General features: G+C 69.5%; 16 protein-coding genes and 2 pseudogenes. 9 read left to right on the top strand and 9 right to left on the bottom strand.

Translation table 11 applies throughout. The annotated features are described in order from the left end of the window. Window positions 1-54: 54 nt before the first annotated feature. The 4 genes from E5083_RS19700 to E5083_RS19685 are packed head-to-tail and all read right to left on the bottom strand — an operon-like array spanning window position 55 to window position 3,610. Entirely contained in the window at window positions 55-1,236 is a 1,182-nt protein-coding gene (locus E5083_RS19700) for an acyl-CoA dehydrogenase family protein (RefSeq protein WP_135787001.1), read from the bottom strand. 37 nt (window positions 1,237-1,273) lie between these two features. Continuing rightward, window positions 1,274-2,131 (bottom strand): alpha/beta fold hydrolase, encoded by an 858-nt coding sequence (locus tag E5083_RS19695; RefSeq protein ID WP_135787000.1) that lies wholly within the window; start codon window positions 2,129-2,131, stop codon window positions 1,274-1,276. After that, the gene (locus E5083_RS19690) at window positions 2,128-2,673 is read right to left on the bottom strand and encodes a flavin reductase family protein (protein ID WP_135786999.1); all 546 of its coding nucleotides are present in this window, start codon (window positions 2,671-2,673) and stop codon (window positions 2,128-2,130) included. The genes E5083_RS19695 and E5083_RS19690 overlap by 4 nt, the downstream gene beginning before the upstream one ends. Before the next feature lie 28 nt (window positions 2,674-2,701). Next, window positions 2,702-3,610: a VOC family protein gene (locus E5083_RS19685; protein WP_244317568.1), complete on the bottom strand. Its 909-nt coding sequence runs from the start codon at window positions 3,608-3,610 to the stop codon at window positions 2,702-2,704. Window positions 3,611-3,715: 105 nt separating this feature from the next. On the opposite strand from E5083_RS19685, the gene E5083_RS19680 reads away from it, so the two are divergent. From E5083_RS19680 to E5083_RS31770, 3 genes and pseudogenes are all read left to right on the top strand, one after another. Then, window positions 3,716-4,375 carry a TetR/AcrR family transcriptional regulator gene (locus tag E5083_RS19680; protein ID WP_135786998.1) on the top strand — a complete coding sequence of 220 codons (660 nt, stop codon included), beginning with the start codon at window positions 3,716-3,718 and terminating at the stop codon, window positions 4,373-4,375. A 3-nt stretch (window positions 4,376-4,378) separates the two neighbouring features. Further along, window positions 4,379-4,702 (top strand): annotated as a pseudogene (locus tag E5083_RS19675) (PAS domain-containing protein); the annotation flags it as partial. A gap of 56 nt (window positions 4,703-4,758) precedes the next feature. Beyond that, window positions 4,759-4,938, top strand: a pseudogene (locus tag E5083_RS31770) (ATP-binding protein); the annotation flags it as partial. Window positions 4,939-4,948: 10 nt separating this feature from the next. Here the strand turns inward: E5083_RS31770 and E5083_RS19665 are convergent. Both E5083_RS19665 and E5083_RS19660 read right to left on the bottom strand, forming a co-directional pair. Continuing rightward, window positions 4,949-5,998: an amidohydrolase family protein gene (locus tag E5083_RS19665; protein WP_167513579.1), complete on the bottom strand. Its 1,050-nt coding sequence runs from the start codon at window positions 5,996-5,998 to the stop codon at window positions 4,949-4,951. A 20-nt stretch (window positions 5,999-6,018) separates the two neighbouring features. Next, window positions 6,019-6,660: a TetR/AcrR family transcriptional regulator gene (locus E5083_RS19660; protein ID WP_135786996.1), complete on the bottom strand. Its 642-nt coding sequence runs from the start codon at window positions 6,658-6,660 to the stop codon at window positions 6,019-6,021. 139 nt (window positions 6,661-6,799) lie between these two features. Here E5083_RS19660 and mhpA point away from each other — a divergent pair, with 139 nt between their 5' ends. From mhpA to E5083_RS19645, 3 genes are read left to right on the top strand one after another with little or no spacing between them, the layout of a single operon-like run. Further along, window positions 6,800-8,392 carry a bifunctional 3-(3-hydroxy-phenyl)propionate/3-hydroxycinnamic acid hydroxylase MhpA gene (mhpA, locus tag E5083_RS19655; protein ID WP_135786995.1) on the top strand — a complete coding sequence of 531 codons (1,593 nt, stop codon included), beginning with the start codon at window positions 6,800-6,802 and terminating at the stop codon, window positions 8,390-8,392. An 8-nt stretch (window positions 8,393-8,400) separates the two neighbouring features. After that, window positions 8,401-9,264 carry an alpha/beta fold hydrolase gene (locus E5083_RS19650; protein ID WP_135786994.1) on the top strand — a complete coding sequence of 288 codons (864 nt, stop codon included), beginning with the start codon at window positions 8,401-8,403 and terminating at the stop codon, window positions 9,262-9,264. Further along, the gene (locus E5083_RS19645) at window positions 9,261-10,268 is read left to right on the top strand and encodes a VOC family protein (protein ID WP_135786993.1); all 1,008 of its coding nucleotides are present in this window, start codon (window positions 9,261-9,263) and stop codon (window positions 10,266-10,268) included. Before E5083_RS19650 ends, E5083_RS19645 begins: the two co-directional genes overlap by 4 nt. Before the next feature lie 56 nt (window positions 10,269-10,324). Here the strand turns inward: E5083_RS19645 and E5083_RS19640 are convergent, their stop codons facing one another. Continuing rightward, window positions 10,325-11,446, bottom strand: coding sequence for an amidohydrolase family protein (locus E5083_RS19640; protein ID WP_167513578.1), 1,122 nt, complete (start codon window positions 11,444-11,446; stop codon window positions 10,325-10,327). Window positions 11,447-11,680: 234 nt separating this feature from the next. Then, window positions 11,681-12,409 (bottom strand): IclR family transcriptional regulator, encoded by a 729-nt coding sequence (locus E5083_RS19635; protein WP_135786991.1) that lies wholly within the window; start codon window positions 12,407-12,409, stop codon window positions 11,681-11,683. Window positions 12,410-12,592: 183 nt separating this feature from the next. Between E5083_RS19635 and mhpD the strand changes: the two genes are divergently transcribed. Genes mhpD through dmpG form a run of 3 tightly spaced genes read left to right on the top strand, consistent with a single transcriptional unit; the run spans window position 12,593 to window position 15,434 of the window. Further along, on the top strand, window positions 12,593-13,414 hold the full coding sequence (gene mhpD, locus E5083_RS19625) for a 2-keto-4-pentenoate hydratase (protein WP_208754091.1): 822 nt from the start codon (window positions 12,593-12,595) through the stop codon (window positions 13,412-13,414). Then, entirely contained in the window at window positions 13,411-14,361 is a 951-nt protein-coding gene (locus E5083_RS19620) for an acetaldehyde dehydrogenase (acetylating) (RefSeq protein WP_135786989.1), read from the top strand. The genes mhpD and E5083_RS19620 overlap by 4 nt, the downstream gene beginning before the upstream one ends. Next, complete coding sequence (gene dmpG, locus E5083_RS19615) at window positions 14,358-15,434, top strand: 4-hydroxy-2-oxovalerate aldolase (protein ID WP_135786988.1); 1,077 nt, start codon at window positions 14,358-14,360, stop codon at window positions 15,432-15,434. Before E5083_RS19620 ends, dmpG begins: the two co-directional genes overlap by 4 nt. 203 nt (window positions 15,435-15,637) lie before the next feature. Here dmpG and E5083_RS31765 read toward each other — a convergent pair whose 3' ends face one another. Next, a complete protein-coding gene (locus E5083_RS31765) occupies window positions 15,638-21,784 on the bottom strand; it encodes a LamG-like jellyroll fold domain-containing protein (RefSeq protein WP_244317567.1) in 6,147 nt (2,048 codons plus the stop codon). Window positions 21,785-21,937 lie beyond the last annotated feature (153 nt).

Here is a 21,937-nt window from a genome sequence, read left to right as displayed (position 1 = left end):
CCGTCCGGGCGGTGACAGCGACCCCGGCCGGGGGTGGGGCCGGGGTCGTGGGGGTCAGACCAGGACGCGGATGCCGGCCGGCAGCCCGAACTGGTCGCGGGACCAGCCCTCGTAGACGCTGTCGGCGACGTTGCACAGGTGGTTCATCGCGGCGTGGACGTCGCGCCAGTGGCGCTGGAGGGGCTGGTCGAGGCGGAGGGAGCCTCCGCCGGCGCGGCGGAAGAGGGCGTCGACGGCGTCGGTCGCGCGGCGGGAGGCGCGGACCTGGTTGCGGCGGGCCTCGGCGCGGGCCTCGATGCCGATGGTCCGGCCTGCGAGGACGTCCTCGTACATCCGGTCCATGGTGGCCAGCAGGTGGGTACGGCTGGCGTCCAGGTCGGCGGCGGCTTCGCCCAGACCGGTGAGCTGGTGCGGGTCCTCGGCGGCGCGGCTGCCGACAATCGTGATGCGTTGACGGGTGTAGGCCAGGAAGGCGGCGAGCGCGCCCTCGGCGATGCCCAGGGTGGCGGCGCTGATCGCGCTGGAGAACATGACGCCGAACGGCATCGCGTACAGCGGGTTCCCGGGCCGGTGGCGCTCGGCGAGGATGCCTTCGGCGACCTCATGGGCGTTCAGGGTGCGGTGCTCCGGGATGAAGGCGTCCTTGACGACGATGTCCTTGCTGCCGGTGCCGGCGAGGCCGACGACGTTCCAACTGTCCTGCAGGATCTCGTAGTCCGCGCGGGGCAGGACGAAGTGCCGCATGTCCGGGGGCATGGTGACGTTGCCGGCGTCGTCGGTGACGATGCCGCCCAGGACGGCCCAGTCGCAGTGGTCGCTGCCGGAGCCGAAGGGCCAGCGTCCGGAGAAGAGGAAGCCGCCGTCCACCTTCCGGGCCCGGCCGTTGGGCGCGTACGGCGAGGAGATCCAGGTGTCCGCCTTCTCGCCGTTCTCTCCCCAGAGCTCCCGCTGCAGCCTCGGGTCGGAGAAGGCCAGCTCCCAGGGGTGGATGCCCACCACACCGCCCACCCAGCCGGCGGCCGGGTTGCGGGCGGCCAGTGCCATCACCGTCCGGTAGAACTCACCGGGTGTCGCCTCGTAGCCGCCGAACTCGCGCGGCTGCAGCAGCCGTACGACACCGGCCGAGCGCATGAGCGCTACGGTCTCGTCCGTCAGCCGGCCGGCGTCGTCGTCCTGGACGGCCTGCTGCTCGAACCGCGCGGCGAGTTTCTCGACGCGTTCGTTCACCTCGTGCATGAAAGTGGAACCTCGTCCCTGGGGTTGTCGGTGGTGATCAGTGATGGGCGATGAACTCGGCGACCAGCCGGTTGAATTCGGCGGCGTGCTCCAGTTGGGCCCAGTGACCGCAGCGGTTGAGGAGCACCAGGCGGGAGTCACGGATCGTGGAGACCAGGCGCAGGGAGTTCTCGAAGTGCACGACCCGGTCGTCGCGGCCGTGGACGATCAGGCTGGGCGCGCTGATCCGGGCGATCTCCGCGTCCGTGGCCGAGCTGCCGACCTGCCTGGTCCGCTGAAGGTGCTCCAGGAAGTTCTTCAGGTGGTCGGGCCGTGCCTGGGCGGCAGCCGCCCGAGCGCGGGCGAGTGCCTCGCGGTCCGGGCCGGTGCGGAAGGTCATGGCGTCGACCAGCTCGGCCATGGTGGCCTCGGAGGGGTCGGCATAACCGCGGATGAGGATCTTGAGTCCCTCACTGGGGCCGTCACCGGGGCCGAACAGACCGGGGCCGCCCCGGCCGGCCGGAGCGCCCATGGTGACGAGGTGTGAGACACGGCCGGGGTGGAGGGCGGCCAGGCGCAACGCGGTCATGCCGCCCATGGAGTTGCCGACGAAGGCGGCCTTCTCGATGCCGAGGGCGTCCAGGAGCTGAACCGCTACGGCGGCGTGGTCGCGCTCCCCGCCGGTGACGGTGTCGGACCTGCCCCAGCCGGGCATGTCGACGGCGATCACCCGGTACCGCTCGGCGAGAGCGGGGATGTTGGGGGAGAAGTTGCTCCAGCCGGTGGCACCGGGACCGCTGCCGTGAAGGAAGACGACGGGATGGCCCTCGCCCGCTTCGTTGTAGTGCAGGGTCCAGTCCCGGGTGGTGACGGTCCGGCTGGTGCTCTCTTCGGTGAGAGCGGTGGTGGCTGTCACAGCCAGGCTCCTTCCAGGGGTATGGGGGCAAGGGCGGCGGCGGCCGCGGTGGTGGCGGTTCCGTACCGCCCGCGGTGGAAGACGAGGGGGCGGTGGGCGTGCTCGCCGTCGTGCAGGGAGAGCGCGGTGACGCGACCGACGGCGAGCTGGTGGTCACCGACCGGATGGTCGTCGACGAGTTCGCAGTCGGCCCAGGCGATCGCGTCGGTCAGTACGGGGGAGCCAGTTGGTCCGGGCACCCAGTCGACGGCAGCGAAGCGATCGACGCCGCGGGAGGCGAAGACCCGGCAGACGCCCTGGTGGTCCTCGCCGAGGATGTTGGCGCAGAAGGCGCCCGCCGTGCGGATTCTCGCCCAGGTCGAGGAGTTGCGGTCGGGGAAGAAGCCCACCAGCGGTGGACTCAGGGAGATGGACGTGAAGGTGCCGACGGCCATGCCGACCGGACCCTCTCCCGTCATCGCCGTGACGACCGCGACTCCGGTGGGGTAGTGCCCGAGCACGCTGCGGAAGGCTGCCGGGTCGTGGTGATCGACGAGTGTCACCGCGGGTCCTTTCCGGGGGGCACCGGGCTCACGCCTGTTCGATCCGGGTGATGAGGGCGGGCGGCAGTGCCTTGGACGACTCGGGCTGGTGGTGCCCCCAGATGCTGAACCGGTCGAAGGTCCGCGACTCCCAGGTGAGGTCGTCCACCGCGATGCCGCCCCAGCCGTACTCGATCTGGAAGGCGGCCGGTGTGTGGAGGTAGAAGGAGGTCATCAGGTCGTTCACGTGGCGGCCCAGAGTCAGGGCGAGGGGCACGTCATTGCGCTCGCACAGGTCCAGCGCGTTGCCGACGTCGTCGATGGAGTCGACCTCCAGCATCAGGTGCTGCAAGCCGGTCACTCCGGGCACTTCGCCGATGGCGAGCGTGTGGTGGCGACCGTTGACGTGGTAGAAGCGGATCTGCAGCTTGCCGTCGATGACGATCCGGTCGGACAGCTTGAAGCCGAGCACCCCGCTGAAGAAGGCGTCGGCCCGGGCCAGGTCCGGCACGAGCAGTACGACGTGCCCCATGCCCTGCTCCCCGGTCCTGAAGCCGCTCAGCGGCCGGCCGGGCCGGAAGGTGGCGGGACGGTGGTCGCGGCCCCAGGACAGCTCGTGCCGCAGACCGAACGGGTCGGTGAACCACAGCAGGTTCTCCACCGCACGCTCGCCGGCCAGTTCCGGTGTGCCGTCCGTGACCTCCACGCCGTGATCGGCCAGCCGCTTCGCCATCACGCGGGCGCTCTGCTCGTCGGGAACGTTCCATCCGATGTAGGCGACGTCGTCCTTCTCGCCGGGATGCAGGGCGAGACGCCAGGCGGCGTCGTCCATGCGCAGCAGGACGGTGCCGTCCTCGCGCCGAGGGGCGAGTTCCAGACCCAGGATGTCGGGTCCGAAGGTGGCCCACTGCTCGTATGAGGGGGTGGTGATGCCCAGGTAGGCGAGTGACTGGATCACGGTGACCTGCCGATCGATGAGCTTGGTGACGAGCGCTTAATCTAGATTGCACGTTCTAGGAATGCTCGAAACGGTAACTCCGACGGCGTGTGGTAGCAAGGGGCCATGGCAAAGAAGGCCGGCGTGCAGCACCGGCAGAGCGAAGAGACCCGGCGTCGCATTCTGGAAGCGACCCTCGAACTGGCGGCGGAGCGCGGCTACGAAGGCACCACCATCGCTCTGGTCACCAAGCGGTCCGGGCTGCCGTCGGGCTCCGTCTACTGGCACTTCGACAACAAGGACAGCCTCTTCGCGGCGCTCATCGAGCAGAGCTTCGAGGAATGGGCCCGGCAGACCGGCTGGGCTGCCGATTCGGGCCCCTCCTCGGAGCGGCGCCTCATCGACTTCATGCGCGACCGTCTGACCGCCGACGGCTTCAGCCACGGGTTCTGGCGGCTGGGGCTGCTGTTGTCGCTGGAGCGGCGCATGGCCGATTCGGCGGCGCGACAGCGGTTCCTGGAGATCCGACGCCGCATGCTGGACGTGCTGGTCCGCTGGTGGACCGACGTCCTCCCCGGCGAGGTGACCGCCCGGGACGAGGGCCTGGCCCGCCGCCTCGCACAGTTCGCGCTGGCCGCCTCCGACGGCGTTTTCATCGGGGTGGCGGCAGGTGACGACTGGGACTTCCAGGGGCTGTCGGACATGCTGGCGGACGCTCTGCATCACCAGGTCGCGCGGGCTGTTCGCGAGACCCGGGAGGCGGCCGGAGCGCACCCGACGCCGTGACGAATGCTTCTCGTGGCAGAGCCCTGTCCCGCCACCGCCTGGGTGGACCGGGTGGGCCTCGTCCAACTGTGGAGTGCGGAGGCGGAAGCCCTCCTCGGATACCCGGCGAAGGAAGTCTGCGGTACACCGTGGGTGGAACTGCTGACCACGCGTCGGCACCGCGAAGCGGCGCCGGCCGGGCGCGACCGGCCTGAGACCGGCCAAGGCCGAGACGGCGTTCTCGCCCTGCGTCACCAGGACGGCCACGAGGTGAGGGTCGCGCTACGCGTGCGCCAACTATGTCCCCGGGAGGGCCGGGCGGGCTGGTCGGTCCTGGCGGAGGACGCTCGGCGGACCGAGCGGGAGGACACCGACCGGGCGATGATGCGGGCCCTGGGGGCAACGACCCCAGCAACACTCAGCCACGGCTGCGCCGGGCCCGCTGGTCCGACGAAGGCGGCCGGGGCCTGTTCCTCATCGCCCAGCTCACCACCCGCTGGGGCAGCCGCTACACCCGGAGCGGAAAGACGATCTGGACCGAACAACCTCTCACTGCTGATCCTGGTGAGGGCTGGTGGACATGAGCAACCTGTCTCAATCGGTGCCGGGCTGCAGGAGTTTGAAGACCAGGGACGCGGCGGTGCGCTGGGCCGCGTGGCGCAGGCGCACCGGGGCCGGCAGGGCGCGAGGCGGTGTCGGGGGAGTGGCGGCCAGACGGGGGAAGAGCGCTTCGGCGTTGGTACGGTCGACGGCCTTGAGCGTGTCCGGGTCGACGTTGCCGTCCAGGCCGCCCGCGAAGTACTGCCCGGCGGCAGTGGGGGCGAAAGGCCAGTCGCTGCCGAAGAGAACGTGTCCCGGGCGGGCGAAGGCGAGCAGGGTGGGCAGCGCGGCGGGGCTGGAGGACAGCGCGGTGTCGAAGTAGAAGGAGCGGAAGTCGTCCAGTACGTCCAGCGGGCTGCGCGCGGTGTCGCCGGCGATGGTGAGCGCCATGCGGTGTGAGGAGTACGGAACGAAGCCGCCCGCGTGGCTGAGGATGAACCGGATCTTCGGGTAGCGGCGCGGTATGCCGTTGCGGACCAGGAGGTAGGCGGCGCGGGTGGTGTCCAGAAGGAAGTCGGCGGCGAAGGGGGGAATGCCGTCGACCGGGGGAGCGGGCAGCTCGGCCGGGTGCACGAAGACCACCGCGCCGCGTTCGTTCAGTGTCTCCCACAGCGCATCCTGGCCGTCCACGCCGAGGTAGGTACCCCGGTTGTTGGCGAGCAACGTGACGCCGTCGGCGTGCAGGTCGTCCAGTGCGCGCGCTGCCTCGGCGGCCGATGCGTCGGCGTCGGGCATCGGCAGCGTGGCGAAGAAGCCGAAGCGGCCGGGGTGGTCGAATGCCAGGGCCGCGGAGTGGTCGTTGAGGCGTCGGGCCAGGTCGGCGGCCTCGGCGGGTTCGGTGAGGAAGCCGGTTCCGGGCGTGGAGACGGAGACGACCGACGTGGCGATGCCGAGCAGGTCCATCAGTTCCAGGGCGAACTCAGGGCTCCAGTCGGGCAGGGCGCGGCCGCCGGCGTCGGCGATGCCGGCCTTGGCGAGCGCGTCGCGGTAGAAGTCGGGCACCACGTGCTGGTGGACGTCGATGCGCTGTGCCGAAGGGGACATGAAGCGACCTTTCATGCGGGCTACGAGGTATGGCGGGGAAGCACTGCCGACATGCGAGTCGCCGCCTCGTAGACCAGCTCGGCGTGCAGTTCGAACAGTGCTACGAGGTCGACATCGTCACCGTTGATCTCCCGCTGGACGAACAGCCCGTCGCCGCCCGCGACGGCGTAGGTCGTCAGGGTGTGCACGGACTGCTCGTCGAGGTCCGGGAAGAGTACCTGGGCCATTTCGGCGATCTTGGCCCGCGCGATGTCGCGGACCTGGAGGAACACCGTCCGACCACGGGGTTCGGCAGGACGGTGCTCCAACGCGAGCATCAGACCGAGACGGAGGAAATCGGGGGCGTCGATCAGCGACTTCGCCACGCTCCCCGCCATGGCGACGACCCGTTCCAGCGGCGTTCCCGCCTCTTCGCCCGGAAGCTCGAAGGCGGCGAGCCAGATTTCGAAGCTGCGCTCGATGACCGCGGCGATCAGGTCGTCCTTGTCCTTGAAATGCCAGTAGATCGAGCTGGCGGGCAGTCCGCACTTGGCGCTGACGGCCGCGATCGAGGTGCCTTCGTACCCCCGCTCGCCCGCGATCTCCGCGGCGCCGTCGAGGATGCGCTGCCGCGACTCGACTCCGTTCGCGCGCTTCTTGCGGGTCGGCTGCGGCTTCGTCATGGCAGGTGTCCCTCTTGTTGTGCACGTCTCGACCGGCTGCTTGACCGTATCCGGCGACGAGCCTACCGTAGCACCCGTTCCAATTGGAATGAACGCTACAGCAAGTGCTGAGCGGCATGATCGACAGTGAGGTGGCCTGATGAGCGGGACCAGGGCCGGGGCGGAAACCGAGGACAGTGCCTACGACGTGGCGGTGATCGGTTACGGACCCACGGGCGTGACCGCGGCGAACCTGCTGGGTGCGATGGGGCTGCGTGTCGTCGTCCTGGAGCGGGACGCCGAGATCTACACGCGCGCACGGGCCATCTCCACCGACGAGGAGATCGTCCGCATCTGGCAGCGGATCGGCCTGGCCGAGCGTCTCAAGCGGGACATGCTGACCGAGCGGCCGGTGGAGTTCGTCGACGCCGGCGGCCGTACGTTCCTCAGCGCGGTCCCCACGCCACGCGGCCACGGGCATCCACCGCAGATGTTCATCTACCAGCCGGCGCTGGAACAGGTCCTGCGCGACGGTGCCGACCGCTACCCGAACGTCAAGATCCTCTTGCGCCACGAGTGTCTGCGCCTGCGCCAGGACGCCGACGGGGTGGAACTGACGGTGGTCGGAACGGCCGACGACTCCGTTCACCGGCTGCGCGCCTCCTATGTGATCGCGGCCGACGGGGGCTCCAGCCTCACCCGCGCCCAGTTGAACATCGGCTACGAGGGCCGGACGTACGAGGACCGCTGGGTGGTCATCGACACCAAGATGCTCAAGCCCTGGCCGGACCACGACAAGCTGCGCTTCCACTGCGACCCGGCCCGTCCGGCCGTGGACTGCCCGACCCCGCTCGGCCACCACCGGTGGGAGTTCCCGATCCTGCCCGGCGACGACGAGAAGCAGTTGACGACCGAGGAGGCCGTGTACCGGCTGGTCTCCAGGTACGGCATCTCCCGCGACAGCATCGAAGTCCAGCGCGCCACCGTCTACAGCCACCATGTGCGCTTCGCCACCCGCTTCCGCATGGGCCGGGTCTTCCTCGCCGGGGACGCCGCCCACGCCATGCCGCCGTGGATCGGCCAGGGCATGGCCGCCGGCGTGCGCGACGCGGCCAACCTCTGCTGGAAACTCGACGCCGTGCTGCGCGGCGAACTGCCCGAGACGGTCCTCGACAGCTACGAGGCCGAGCGCAAGCCGCACGTCAAGGAGGTGACGAAGCGGGCGGTGTTCGTCGGCCGGATCATCACCGAGCGCCGCCTGCCCGTCGCCCGCGTCCGCAACGGCGCCGTGCGCGTCCTGGACCGCATACCGGGCCTGGGCGACCGGATGCAGGACTCGAAGTGGATTCCCGAGGCCCGCTACGACGCCGGCCTGCAGGCCCGCCCCCGCACCAGGGCGACCGGACACCAGATCCCGCAGCCCTGGGTGACCGGGCCCGACGGCGAACGCGTACGGCTGGACGACGTGCTCGGCGGCCGCTGGCTGCTGCTGCACCGTGGGCTGCCCACGACACAGCCCGCGTGGGAGCGCCTCGGTGTCGAGTCGCTGGCCGTCCTGCCGGTGGGCTGGCGCCCGGCCGAGGGCGCGGTCGTCGACAGCGAAGGCGTCCTGTTGCCCTGGCTGGCCGGACACCGGGTCACCACCGTGGTCCTGCGCCCCGACGCCTACGTATACGCCGCCGCCCCCGCCGGTGCCCAACTCCCTTCGCCGCCGACCGGATTCGCCCCCGCGTCGCAGCCCGCCACTCAGTGAGGACCACCATGACCACACCCACCGAAGTCCCCGCGATGCGGGAGCGTCTGCTCGACGTCGACGGCAAGCAGATCTTCGTAGCCGAGACGGGGCAGGGAGCGCCCGTCCTGCTGTTGCACGGCGGCGGTCCCGGCGCCTCCGGCGTCTCCAACTACAGCCGGAACATTGCGGAGTTGGCCAAGGAGTTCCGGGTCATCGTGCCCGACCTGCCCGGCTACGGCCGCAGCAGCAAGGGCATCGACGCCGACGACCCCTTCGGCGCCCTGGCCACCGGCATCCGCGGCGTGCTCGACCAACTCGGCCTGGACAAGGCCCACTTCGTCGGCAACTCCTACGGCGGTGCCTGCGCCCTGCGCCTCGCGCTGGACACCCCCGAGCGGGTCGACCGCATGGTGCTCATGGGCCCCGGCGGCATCGGCACCACCCGCGCGCTGCCCACGCCGGGCCTGAACAGCCTCCTGAACTACTACACGGGGGACGGGCCGTCGCGGCAGAAGCTGGAAAGGTTCATCCGCGACCACCTGGTCTTCAACGCCGCTCAGGTGCCCGACTCGATCATCGACGCGCGCTACCAGGACAGCATCGACCCCGAGGTCGTCGCCGCCCCGCCGCTCAGGCGCCCGAAGTCGCTGCGCGCGCTGTGGAAGATGGACTTCACCCGCGACAAGCGGCTGAACCGGCTGGGTGTGCCCACCCTGGTGCTGTGGGGCGCCGCGGACCAGGTCAACCGGCCGTCGGGTGGCCGGATGCTGGCCGGGCGCATGCCCAACTGCGATCTGTACGAGGTCGCCAACACGGGCCATTGGGTGCAGTGGGAGCGCGCCGGCCTGTTCAACCAGCTCTGCGCCGGCTTCCTGGCGGGCCGCCGATGAACACCACGCCCTCGGTCTTCGGCTCCGTCCACCTCGGCTACCTCGTCATCGAGTCCGACCGCTTCGCCGACTGGCGCCGGTTCGGGACCGACGCCATCGGCATGCACCACGACGACATCTCCCGCGACGTGATGCGCTTCCGCCTCGACGACCAGGAGTGCCGCTTCCTGATCCGGCGCGGCCCCGCCGAGGACGTGGTGGCGATCGGCTGGCACATCGACGACCACGCCTCCTTCGAGCAGATCGAGGCCCGCATCCGGGCCCATGGTGTCCCCGTCGTACGGGGCTCCGAGGAGGAGGCGGCCCTGCGCGGCGTGGAACGCCTGCTGCGCTTCCCCGGCCCCAAGGGCATCGTGCAGGAGATCTACACCACCCCGGTCGTCTCCCCTGAGCCGCTGCGGATGCTCGCCTCCGGCTGGGTCACCGGCGACTCGGGCATGGGCCATGTCGCGATCACCTCCGCCAGGCCCACCCTGTTGCGCGGCTACTACGACACGGTCTTCGACGCCCGCCTGACCGACTACATCGACGAGACGATCAGCGGCGTCAAGCTCAAGATCCGCTTTCTGCGCGTCAACGAACGCCACCACTCCATCGCGATCGCCGCCGTCCGCGGCCTGCCGATCGACCCGGTCCGCACCCGCGTCCAGCACCTCAACATCCAGGCCGAGAGCCTGGACGACCTGGCCCAGAGCTACGAGCGCGTGCACGAACTCGGCTTCGACATGGCCCTGTCGGTGGGACAGCACACCAACGACAAGGAACTCTCCTACTACGCCCGTACTCCCTCGGGCTTCGAGTGGGAGGTCGGCTGGAACCCCCTCGTCATCGACGAGAGCACCTGGGAGCCCGCCACCCACCAGGGCATCTCCATCTGGGGCCACCGGCCCGTCGGCCAGACGATCGTCGACAAGCTCGACCAGTTCCGGCTCGGCGCCCGTTCCCTCGTCCGCCCGGAGCGAACCGTCCCGGCCCTCAGCGGCGCCGGCATCCCCGACGACTGACGCGACAGGAATGACGTGTGCCGCGGCCCGGCAGTCCGGCCGGGCCGCGGCCCGGGTCAGGCCGCCCCGATCCTGGCGGCCAGTGCGGGGAACTGAGCCAGCGCGTTGGACCGCTCGACGGCCAGTCGCTCGGCGGACGAGAAGGTCTCGTCCAGTTGCGGTGCGGGGTCTCCGGCCGCGGGGAACAGGGCGCTGGTGAACGGCCAGTCGGTGGCGAAGAGGATGTGCTCGGTGCCGGCCAGCTCCCGCACGGATTTCATCGCCTGGGGCGCCGGGGACAGAGCGGTGTCGTAGAACAGCTTGCGGAAGTGCGGGCTGCTGTCGTCCAGGCCGGCGGCCCCCACCTGCTGTGCGACCGCCGGGGTCACGGTCAGCAGGCTGGTGCGGTAGGAGATGTACGGCAGGGTGCCGCCGGCGTGCGCGGCCAGCCACCGGATGCGCGGGTACCGCTGGTAGACGCCCTTGTAGAGCATGTTGACCAGTGCGCGGGTGGTGTCGAACGTGAACTCGTACAGGAACGGCGGCAGCCCGAGGTCCGGGTAGCCCTGCGGGGTCACGGGGTGGATGAACACCATGGCGCCCAGTTCGTCGAGCGCCTTCATCAGCGGTGCGAACACGGGATCGCCCAGGTACGTCCCGCCGTAGCTGCTGAAGATGCCGACGCCGTCCAGCTTCAGGTCGCGCACGGCCCGCCCGGCCTCGGTGACGGCGTGCGAGACGTCCTGCTCGTCCGGGGCGCTGCCCAGCGGCAGGACGGCGAAGCCGCCGAAGCGGCCCTTCACGCGTGCGGACGTGGTGTGGACCAGATCCCGGCTCATATAGGTGTTCAGACGCTGAGCCATCGCCACCCGGTCCTGCGCGGAGGACAGGTAGGTGACCCCCGGCTCGGAGACGGAGACCACCTGGGTCTGGATGCCGTAGCGGTTCATGAAGTCGACCGCCAGGGTCGGGCTCCACGCGGGGACCGGCACACCTCCGATCTCGGTGACTCCGTGCGCCGTCAGGGACCGGCGGTAGAAGTCCGGGATCAGATGGCAGTGCACGTCGATGCGGTCCCTGCCGTGGCGGGCCGGAGCGCTGGAGGGGGCGTTGCCGGCCGCGATCGCCGGGCCGGTGCCGAGTGCTGTCGCGGCGGCTCCCAGCGGCAACGCCGCCTTGAGCAGTCCGCGCCGCCTCATGCCGCCTGAGTCGGCTTGTCCAGGAGCAGCCATGAATACACCTCACCGATGGAGCGAAAGGGGGGAAGGTACGTCCGCGGGAGAGCCCACGCGGACACCGGGCAGTCACCGCTCGCCAGGCACGACGGCAGCCGCACCCGCAGCGATGTTCCTGTAGTGGTCACTACGGTGACTGGAGTGATCACTACGGTAAGAGGGGCGGGGGTGGGCGTCAAGGATGGCGGCAGGGGTGCTTCATGGACGTGCGCCCGAGCGCAGCACGCGGGACAGACCCAGCGCGGCCGTCCGTACGGCGGGCGCCAGTTGGGCGGGGTGAAATCGGCCGAGCGGGACGGCGACGGACAGGGCGGCCACCGCAGTCGGCCCGTCGAAGACGGGAGAGGCGATGCAACTGACACCGAGGGCGGCCTCCTGCTCCTCGTAGGCGAGACCGGAGACCCGGATCTGCTCCACGACGGTACGCAGCCGCCCCGGATCGGTGACCGAGTGTGGGGTGAGGCGGGGCAGAGGCCCGGCCAGTACCTCGTCCGCCAGCCCGGCGGCGGAGAAGGCCAGCAGCGCCTTGCCGACGCCCGTGCAGGTCAGCGGAAGTCGCCCCCCGATGCGGGAGGGCAGCGTCAGGGTCTGGTGGCCGTGGATACGCTCGATGTAGACCACCTCGTGCCCCTCCCGGATGCCGAGGTGCACGGTCTCGTGCGTGGCCTCGAAGAGATCCTGGAGGAACGGCAGCGCCGCCTCCCGCAGGTCGAGCCGGCGCGGCACGAGTGAGCCCAGCTCGAAGAGCTTGCCGCCGAGCCGGTAGGTCTCACCGTCGCGCTCGAGCAGACCGAGGCGCACCAGCTCGGTGCAGAGGCGGAACGCGGTCGTCTTGGCCAGTCCGGTGCGGGCGGCGATTTCCGTGAGACGGAACGTGCCGCCGTCCGGGCGGAAGCAGTCGAGGACGGCAGCCGCCTTGTCGAGCATGTTCCCCTGCGTGCTGTTCCGTGTCATGGAACGTATTTTGCCGCTGCTCGAACCGTACGCCTATACCTGTCGTGGATCGACGGACGGCCACCGCCGCCTCTCCGACAGCCCCGCCACTCTCCGTCCGGAGGTAACCCGCATGTTCGCTCCGCCCCGCCGCACCAGTCCCCGCCGGGGGCGACCGTGAGCGCCCACGAGCCCGCCGACGCCGTGACCGAGGTGGCGGCCGTCCTGGAGGAGGCCGCCCGCACCGGCGCCCCCTGCGCCCCGGTGCGCTCGCTCCTGCCCAAGGCGGACATCGAAGCCGCATACGCCGTGCAGCGCCTGTACGTGGAGCGCGGGATCGCCGCCGGGCGGCGGCTGGTGGGCCGCAAGATCGGCCTGACGTCACCCGCCGTGCAACGGCAACTCGGCGTGGACCAGCCGGACTTCGGCGCGCTGTTCGCCGACATGGCGGTGCCCGAGGGAGTGCCGGTCGCCTCCGGCCTGCTTCTCCAGCCGAAGGTCGAAGCCGAGGTCGCCCTGGTGCTGGGCACGGACCTGCCGCACCGCGACCCGACCGTCGCCGACCTGTTGCGTGCCACGGCGTTCGCGCTGCCCGCGCTGGAGATCGTCGACAGCCGCATCGCCGACTGGGACATCACCATCGTCGACACCATCGCCGACAACGCCTCCTGCGGCCTGTACGTCCTGGGCGGAACCCCCGTACCCCTGGAACGCGTCGATCTCCGGTCCGTGACGATGACCCTCACCAAGAACGGCGAGACGGTCTCCGAGGGCACCGGCGCCGACTGCCTGGGCAGCCCCCTGACCGCCGCGCTCTGGCTCGCCTCCACCCTCGCCGGGCTCGGCGACCCGCTGCGGGCCGGCGACATCGTCCTGACCGGTGCGCTCGGCCCGATGGCCGTCGCCGCCGGGGGCGACGAGTTCACCGCGCACATCGAAGGACTCGGCACGGTCACGACCACATTCGCGTCCGCCGCCACGGAAGGAGCCGGAGCATGAGCACGAAGGTCGCCGTCATCGGGTCGGGCAACATCGGCACCGACTTGATGATCAAAATCCTGCGGCTCTCCGACTCCCTGGAGATCGCCGCGATGGCCGGGATCGATCCCGACTCCGACGGCCTTGCCCGCGCCCGCCGCCTGAAGGTCGCCACCACCCACGAGGGCGTCGACGGCCTGGTGCAACTGGACGAGTTCGCGGACGTGGAGATCGTCTTCGACGCCACCTCGGCCGGTGCGCACCGCCGCCACGACGAGGTGCTCCGTTCGCTGGGGCGCAGGGTCGTGGACCTGACGCCCGCCGCGCTCGGCCCGTACGTCGTCCCGCCGGTCAACGGCGACGACCACCTCGGAGCACCGAACGTCAACATGGTCACCTGCGGCGGCCAGGCGACGATTCCGATCGTGGCCGCCGTCGCAGCCGTGACGCCCGTCCACTACGGCGAGATCGTCGCCTCGATCTCCTCCCGCTCGGCCGGCCCCGGCACCCGGGCCAACATCGACGAGTTCACCGAGACGACCTCGTCGGCCATCGAGAAGGTGGGGGGCGCCGCCCGAGGCAAGGCGATCATCGTCCTGAACCCGGCCGAACCCCCGTTGATCATGCGCGACACCGTCTACTGCCTGGTCGGCGAGTGCGACGCCGCCGCGGTGACCGCTTCGGTGGAGGACATGGTCGCCCGGGCCCAGGCGTACGTGCCCGGATACCGCCTCAAGCAGCAGGTCCAGTTCGAGCGCGTCGCCGACGACGACCCCCTGCGCTCGCTGCTGCCCGCCGGCACCCGGTCCACCGGGGCCGCGAAGGTCTCGGTCTTCCTGGAGGTCGAGGGCGCCGCCCACTACCTGCCCGCCTACGCCGGAAACCTCGACATCATGACCTCGGCCGCCCTGCGCACCGCCGAGCGCATGGCCGCCGCACAGCCCTTCACGGAGGTGGTCTCCCGATGACCGCGAACCAGCCCCCCGCCCTGTACGTCCAGGACGTGACCCTGCGGGACGGCATGCACGCCGTACGCCACCGCTACACCGTCGACCAGGCCCGCACCATCGCCGTCGCGCTGGACGCCGCCGGGGTCGGCGCGATCGAGATCGCCCACGGCGACGGCCTCTCCGGCTCCAGCATCACCTACGGCGTCGGTGCGCACACCGACTGGGAGTGGATCGAGGCCGTCTGCGACAGCGTCCACCACGCGGTGCCCACCACGCTGCTCCTGCCCGGCATCGGCACCCTGCACGACCTGCGGCAGGCCCACGCCCTCGGCATCCGCTCGGTCCGCGTCGCCACCCACTGCACCGAGGCCGACATCTCCGCCCAGCACATCGACGCCGCGCGCAGCCTGGGTATGGACGTGGCCGGGTTCCTGATGATGTCCCACATGGCCGAACCGGCCGAACTGGCCCGCCAGGCCAAGCTGATGGAGTCCTACGGCGCCGGGTGCGTCTACGTCACCGACTCCGGCGGCCGCCTGACCATGGACGGCGTACGCGATCGCGTCCGCGCCTACCGCGATGCCCTCGACCCGGACACCGGCATCGGCATCCACGCCCACCACAACCTCGGCCTGGGCGTCTCCAACTCCGTCGTCGCCGTCGAGAACGGCGTCACCCGCGTCGACGCCTCCCTCGCCGGCCAGGGCGCCGGAGCCGGGAACTGCCCGCTGGAGGCGTTCATCGCGGTCGCCGATCTGATGGGCTGGGAGCACGGCTGTGACCTGTTCCCCCTGATGGACGCCGCCGACGACGTCGTACGTCCCCTGCAGGACCGCGAGGTCCGCGTCGACCGCGAGACCCTCACCCTCGGCTACGCGGGCGTGTACTCCAGCTTCCTGCGCCACGCCGAGACCGCCGCCCGCCGGCACGGCCTCGACACCCGCACGATCCTCGTCGAGGCCGGCCGGCGCAAGATGGTCGGCGGCCAGGAGGACATGATCACGGACATCGCCCTCGACCTCGCGGCGGCGGACCCTGCCGAATTGCCCGAAGCAGAACGGGGCCTCCAGACAACCCGGTTGAGCCTCTAGAAGAACCCGAGTTCTTCGGGCTGTAGGAAACCAAGAGGCTCTTCGTCTGCTGGTGGTACACGGCTCAGATGCAGTTTGACCAGCGAAAACAGCTCTGGTCGCCACAAGCTGCGGACGGCTGGTCCGGATATGGTCCGGATCTTAAGACTTGGGCCCCGCCGCTCCTTGGGTTGGAGCGGCGGGGCCCACGGTGGTGGCGGAGGTCAGCGGAGTGCGCTGACCTCGGTGGCCGACAGGGTCCGCGGGTAGACGTGGACGTCGGCCACGGAGCCGGGGAATGCCAGGTACGGCGCCGTGGCGGAGGCGCTGTTGACGCACCCGCCGACGGTCAGAGGCATGGAGGAGTCGTACTGGGGGCTGCGGTTGGCCGCAGTGCCCACCAGTGTGCCGTTCTGGTAGAGGGCCATGTTGTCGGTGCCGGCGTCACCGGCGACCGGGGCGCGGAAGGTGGCGACGAGGTGGGTCCAGGTGCCGACCGAGCCGCTGTTGGGGTCGCCCTCCGCGGTGGGGAAGTCGGAGTTCTCGTCGTTGGTAGTGGTGGTCTGGAACATCCAGGCAGCGCTGGGTTTGTCGTAGGAGAGGTAGAAGGACTGGTGCTGTGTGGTGCCCTGGCAGACGGCGGTCGTGCCGAGCGCTGAGTTGATTTTCACCCAGGCGGAGACGGTGTAGCTGCCGAGTGTGTTCACCGCGCTCTGCTTGCTCTTGAGGAAGCCTGTGCTGCCGTCGAATGTGATGCTGCCGGACATTCCGCTGGGCGCGTCGGGACCGAAGGTGGCGGTGCCCGAGGGCGTGAACGGGTTGAGGGAGGCGGTGTCGGTCCCGTTGGCGTTGAGCTTCCACTCGTCCTCGGGCATCCCATTGTCCCAGCCGGCGGGCACGATCACGCTGCTTGCGCCGGCGTCGCTCGCTGACATCGCGTACGGGTACACCTGGACGTCCGAAACGGAGCCGGGGAAGGCGTTGTACGGCGTGGTCGTGTCGGGGCTGTTGACGCAGCCGCCGATGGTCAGGGGCATCGAGGAGTCGTACTGCGGTGTGAGGTTGGTGGCGGTGCCCATCAGGGTACCGTTCTGGTAGATCGACATCACGCCGGTGCCGGCGTCACCGTCGACGGGCGCGGTGTAGGTGACGAGCAGGTGTGTCCAAGTACCGAGGGCACCGGTACCCGTGTCGCCTTCCGCCGTAGGGAAGTCGGCGCTGTCGTCGTTCGTGGTCGTGGTTTGGAACATCCAGCCTTGATTGCCTCTGTCGTAGCCCAGGTAGAAGGCTTGGTGCTGGCTGGTTCCCTCACAGATGGCGGTTGCGGGGCCGGCAGCGGAGTCGAGCTTCACCCATGCCGAGACGGTGTAGTCGGCGAGAGTGTTGACGGCGGTGTGATCGCTCTCGAGGAACCCGGTGTTGCCGTCGAAGGACGTGGCGCCGGCGGGAGCGTTGAGCGCGTTCGGCCCGCCCGCGTTGAAGGTCGCCCCGCCGACCGCGGTGAACGGATTGTCTTCGCGCGCGTCGGCGCCGTCAGCGGCCAGCTCCCACTCGTCGTCGGGCGTGTCACCACCGGTGGCTTCCGGAACGATCAGGTTCGGCGCGATGCCGACGACCTGGGTGTTCGTGTCGTTCAGGTATCGGCCGGCGAGATCGGCGTAGTACGCGTCCGAGGGGTTGCCGCCCGAGAGGTCCGCTGCCTTGACGGTCGACGAGGTGGCCGTGCCGTCCGTGGAGACCGCTGCGGCGAAGTCGATGACCTGGGTCGGGAAGTTGTCGAGCAAGTAGCCGTTCACTTGCTCGCGTGCGGCTTCCTGAGCCGCGGTGCCGGGGCGGCCGGCGGTGAAGGGCGGGATGGTGGTCAAATAAACGGTGATATTGGCATTCTGTGTCACCGGCCGGCCGTCGATGTAGGTCTGCCCGTCGTCGGTGAAATATGAGCTCAACTGGCTGTTCAGTGCCGCCAGTCCCTTCTCGACGTTGGTGGCACAGGTGTCGGCGTCGCTCGAGCAGTTGAGCAGGTCGGTGGCACCGGTGGAGACGAGGACGGTTCGCACGTTGCCCTGGGCCAACACGTTGCGATCCAGCGGGTTGAGCGCATTGGTCGGGTTGTCGCTAAAGGTACTTTGTGGCAGCGCGCTGTTGCTGTTGGTGCCGACGTTCAGTACGCCGTATTCGACGGTGCCGTCCCCGTTGGGGTCATCGACGATATCGCCGGTGATGGCGTCGCTGAGGTGGTGTCGGCCGTCGCTGCTCGCTGTGTCTCCGTTGACGCTCTGGTCTCCGTAGAGGACCAGCGAACCGGTGGGCGCAGAGGTGGGCGTGGTGACGTCGATGCCGGCGAGGTAGGGCAGACCGGTGTACGTCGTCTGCGTGTACTTGGTGGCCGCGGTGTCGCCGGTCCGGTTGGCCGCGTCGCTGACCCACACCGGGGTCCGGGCCGCGGCATGGCCGGCCATGGACGACACCGAGCCGTGCACCTGCAGGCTGACCAGCACAGTGGCCTGCTGTGTGACGGCCAGCGTCACCGGGCTGCTGGTGACGTCGCCGCCCGCCGGGACGGTGACCGAGGTGGTGCCGCCGAAGGTCAAGGCCGTCGGTGCGGCTGCGGCGGTGGCGCCGCCTGTGGTGGTGTCCTGCACTGCGACGGAGGCTGCGTCGAAGGTCACGGGCGCGGTGCCCATGGCGTTGGACAGATGGACCCGCACCCCGTTACCGCTGTCGGTGCCGAGGCTGACGTGAGCCGGGATGCGCAGCGTCTGTCCGTTGACGGTGGCGGCAGTGCCCCCGGATTGCTGAATCTTGGCGGTGTCCTGTACGGACGACCAGGTGCCGACCCAGTGCTGAGCGCTTGTTCCGCTGCCGGTGACGGTCAGAGGCCGTACGCCCATCCCGAGGATGTGCAGTGTCGGCTGCCCGGCCTGAACACCGTTGGTGAACAGGGGGAGAGTGATGCTGCTGATGACCGACCCGGGGCATTGCAGCGGGACGCTGAAGGCGTAGACCTTCGGCCCGGGGCTGGGGCTGGTCTGAGTGTTGTTGCTGTGGTTCTGGTGGACCAGGGTCGCCGAGGCTGCCGTAGCCGGACCGCTCAGCCAGTCGGGCACTGTGTCCAGCTGGTAGGTCTGGTCTGCGGAGTCGCCGTTGGGGTCGAGACAGTTGTTCTTGGCGTAGGTGATGGTGCCGGTGGCGCCCTTGGCGGCGCCGCCTGTGGCGAAGCCGAGGAAGACGACTGCGTTACCGGTGTTGACCACACCGCTGCCCGGCACGGTGACGGTCTGGCCGGAGGCCAGCATGTTGTCGTACGTACCGGTGCCGAACTTGGGCAACACGACACTGGCGCCGTCGACGGTCACAGTCTTGCCGCTCTGCCAGCCGACTGTGCTCGTCAGGTCGGCGGAGTTGATGCTGTTGCCCGAGCCGTCCGCGTCGGCCGGGCTGGTCGTAGTGGTGAAGGTGCTCGTGGCCGTGTTGTTCTGGCAGCTGCTCGTGGTGTTGATCGTGCAGGTCAGCGCGGGTGCGAGGCGCAGCACGTCGAGGCCCGCCTGATATCCCGTGGAGGTGGGGTTCTTCCCGGTGAGGGTGAGGGTGAGGGTGTGCACGCCTGTTTTGAGGGTGAGTAGTTGACCGCTGGAGTCCTTGGGTATGCCGAGGTTGACGAACCGGGTGGTGACATAGGAGTTGTAGGCGTCGAAGCCGCTGAGCAGGGTGGATTCGGTGGGCTGGCCCGCGTCCAGGACCAGCCGGTAGATGCCGTAGTCCTTGGCCTTGGTCAGATTGACGCCGAAGCCCCAGGGGCCGTCCTTGGGGATGTCGAAGCTGAGGGTGGCGCTGTCACCGGAGACGACCTTCGAGGTGGTGCTCTTGTTGGCGAAGAACGCCTGGTATCCGTCGGTGAACTCGTAGCCGGCGCCCGCGGCCTGGCTGATGAGCTGGCCGCCCTTGCTGGTGATCGTCGCCTTGGGGACGGCCGTCGTCGAGTTGTCGGCGTTGGTGGCCGTCCAGCCGCTGACCATCTTGTCGCCGTAGGCGTACGTCGGGGTGTTGGTGCCGGCATAGAACGCGTAGGACGTCTGCGAGACGGATGTCGAACCGGCCTGGTCCACGGCCTTGGTGTACAACGTGTGCGGTCCAGTCACCCCGGGAGCGAAGGCGGGGGAGGCACTGCCGTTGATGACCGACGTGCCGGTGCCGGGGCCGTTGTCGGAGGTGACGTAGTACGCCTTGCCGGCTGTGATCTTCGTGCTGGTGGTCCAGTGGGTGACGCCGCTGCTGTAGACGGTGTTGCTGAGTGTGCCGTCCAGGGCGAACAGGTAGCCGGTGATGTTGTTGGTGTGGTTGTTGCCGAGAGTGAAGGTGCCCTTGTCCCCGAAGGCGGCGCCGATCTGCTTGGCCGGGAACTGACTTGATGTCACCGTGGGTGCTGGTGGAGCGCTGGTGTCCACGGTGAAGGTCTGGGTCTTGGTCCACAGGCCGGAGCCCGGCCCCGCCCAGTAACCGGCCGCGTTCTGGGCGGTCGCCTTCCAGGTGTAGGTGCCGTCCGGCAGGCTCGGGGTGGTCCAGTCACTGCCGTTCGTGTTGTAGCGCGCCCGCTTCTTGGAGTCGGTGCTCGGGCCGAAGCCCTGATGCACCATCGTGCCGGCGCTGTTGTAGACGTTGTAGTCGACACGCACCAGCTCGCTGCCGCCGGCCAGGTCCGGGTCGACGGCGCGGGCGGACAGCGTCGGGGTGTGGGTGGTGGTCATCGTCTTGCCCATATTCACCGACGACGGCTTCACGGCCGGCGTGCCGGTGCCGTTCTTGAGCTTGGGCCGGTAGCTGTAGGTGACCGACATGGTCGCGCCGCCGCCGTAGGCGAGCTGCTTCCACTGCTGCGCGTCGTTCATGTCGGGCGACTGGACCATGAGCGTCACGCTCTTCCAGCCGCCGGCCGCCGCGCTCTGCGCGCGAGAGGTCACGTCGAATTCGAGCGACGGCGGGCTGACCCATGAGTTCGCGCCGTCGGTCACCGGGCAAGTGCCCGCCTCGTGGCTCTTCGGGTTGGTGCCCAGCGCACCGGTCCGGCCTCCGGGCTCGTGTCCCCAGTACAGAGAGGAGGAGCTCCATCCGGCAGGCCGGTCGGTGCCGTACACGGCGGCAGGGGTGTCGGAGCAGGAGGCGGCGGAGAGCTGCTTCACGTACAGCGAGGCGTGGCTGACCACTGCGCCTTTGATGCCGCCGGTGTTCATCTGGTAATAGGTGCGCGCCCGTTCGCCGTTACCAGGGGAGTTGTTGTCCCACCCTTCACGGGCATTGGTGGCGCCGGAGGTGGACGTCGAGTTGTAGACGTTCCAGCCGTTGTCGGAGATCCGCGCCCAGTCCAGCTGGGACGGTCGGCCGCTCCACTCCGGGTCGATGTACACCGGGTAGGTGGTCGTCTTGGCGGTCAGGAGCTTCACATCAGGGCTGAGCAGTTGCTGTCCGTGCTGAAGCTTTACGCGCACCTGCGCGCGGTGCTTGCCTACTTCGGCTGCCCTCTTGTGCTCCGCTCGCGCTGAGGCAGCGGTTGTGGTCCGGGCGGTGCGGGCTGCGGTTCTACTGCCGCCGCTGTCCCACATCAGCGCGGTGTCGCTGTGGAATACCTTCTTGCCGGTGCGCTTGTCGGTGGCCTGCGCCCCGCCGTTCGAGGTGCCTGTCACGGTGAGGTTGGCCGAAGTGGTGTTGAGCGCGAGCTTGCGCAGTCGTGGGTTGGTGCCGGCTTTGGGTGTCTTGACCACCAGGATGGAGGAGTAGCCAGAGGCGTCCGCCGTCAGCTGAAGGTCGACTCCAGGGAGCACCTCCGGGTAGGTGGCGGTGTCTCCGGCCACGAACGGTGTGGGCAGCGCGCCCGGCCAGGAGAAGTCCAGCTTGTCCGCCCCGCTGTGCATGGTCACCATGGCGCCGGAGCCGCCGCTGGAGAACGCCACGGGAGTTACGGCTGCCTTGGGCGCCCATGTCCCGTCCGCCTGCCGTCTCAGGGTGGTGTCAATGGCGACCCATTTCCCATTTTGTAGTACTCGCTGCGGCATCGAGGAGTCGGTCCGGGTGAAGGTACCGTCCGGATTGGCGACCACGGTGGTGCCCGTGTCGGTGAACTGGTCGATCGTCACCGCTTTACCGGTCGCTCTAGCCTGCGCGGACGCGGACTCCGTGGGATTGAGGCGCCGCGCTGCGGTTGACGGAGATGCACTCCGCGGCTTGGAACTGGCCCCGTGCGAATGGGCGTTGGGAACTGCATGAGCCGGCATCGTGGCTGTAAGGGCTCCAGCAGCCAGCGCCGCGGCAATGGCGACAGCGATAGGCCTCGCTGCAGGACGTCTGGACACCCGCGCGGGTGCGCGAAAAGCGGACATCGTAGTTCGGGTCCTTCGCAGGTCTAAGGCGGTCCCCCCTTGGGCCCGACTGCGCTGTGCATTCTCAGGGCCGGTGTACAGAAGGTCCATCAGGGCCGGAGCACCGGCTTCCGCTGCAGAGACCGCTTTCGACCGATGCTGGCCATCTTGCGC

It is taken from the genome of Streptomyces bauhiniae, from assembly GCF_004784475.1.
Taxonomy (GTDB): Bacteria; Actinomycetota; Actinomycetes; order Streptomycetales; family Streptomycetaceae; genus Streptomyces; species Streptomyces seoulensis.
This window is presented reverse-complemented; position numbering and strand designations above follow the sequence as displayed.

Bases quoted from the DNA above. Each gene is read 5' to 3' on its own strand.
- E5083_RS19665 (WP_167513579.1), bottom strand. From the start codon at position 5,998: ATGTCCCCTTCGGCACAGCGCATCGACGTCCACCAGCACGTGGTGCCC.
- E5083_RS19635 (WP_135786991.1), bottom strand. From the start codon at position 12,409: ATGCTCGACAAGGCGGCTGCCGTCCTCGACTGCTTCCGCCCGGACGGC.
- E5083_RS31765 (WP_244317567.1), bottom strand. From the start codon at position 21,784: ATGTCCGCTTTTCGCGCACCCGCGCGGGTGTCCAGACGTCCTGCAGCG.
- dmpG (WP_135786988.1), top strand. From the start codon at position 14,358: ATGACCGCGAACCAGCCCCCCGCCCTGTACGTCCAGGACGTGACCCTG.
- E5083_RS19700 (WP_135787001.1), bottom strand. From the start codon at position 1,236: ATGCACGAGGTGAACGAACGCGTCGAGAAACTCGCCGCGCGGTTCGAG.
- E5083_RS19620 (WP_135786989.1), top strand. From the start codon at position 13,411: ATGAGCACGAAGGTCGCCGTCATCGGGTCGGGCAACATCGGCACCGAC.
- E5083_RS19680 (WP_135786998.1), top strand. From the start codon at position 3,716: ATGGCAAAGAAGGCCGGCGTGCAGCACCGGCAGAGCGAAGAGACCCGG.
- mhpA (WP_135786995.1), top strand. From the start codon at position 6,800: ATGAGCGGGACCAGGGCCGGGGCGGAAACCGAGGACAGTGCCTACGAC.
- E5083_RS19650 (WP_135786994.1), top strand. From the start codon at position 8,401: ATGACCACACCCACCGAAGTCCCCGCGATGCGGGAGCGTCTGCTCGAC.
- E5083_RS19645 (WP_135786993.1), top strand. From the start codon at position 9,261: ATGAACACCACGCCCTCGGTCTTCGGCTCCGTCCACCTCGGCTACCTC.
- E5083_RS19640 (WP_167513578.1), bottom strand. From the start codon at position 11,446: ATGAGGCGGCGCGGACTGCTCAAGGCGGCGTTGCCGCTGGGAGCCGCC.
- E5083_RS19660 (WP_135786996.1), bottom strand. From the start codon at position 6,660: ATGACGAAGCCGCAGCCGACCCGCAAGAAGCGCGCGAACGGAGTCGAG.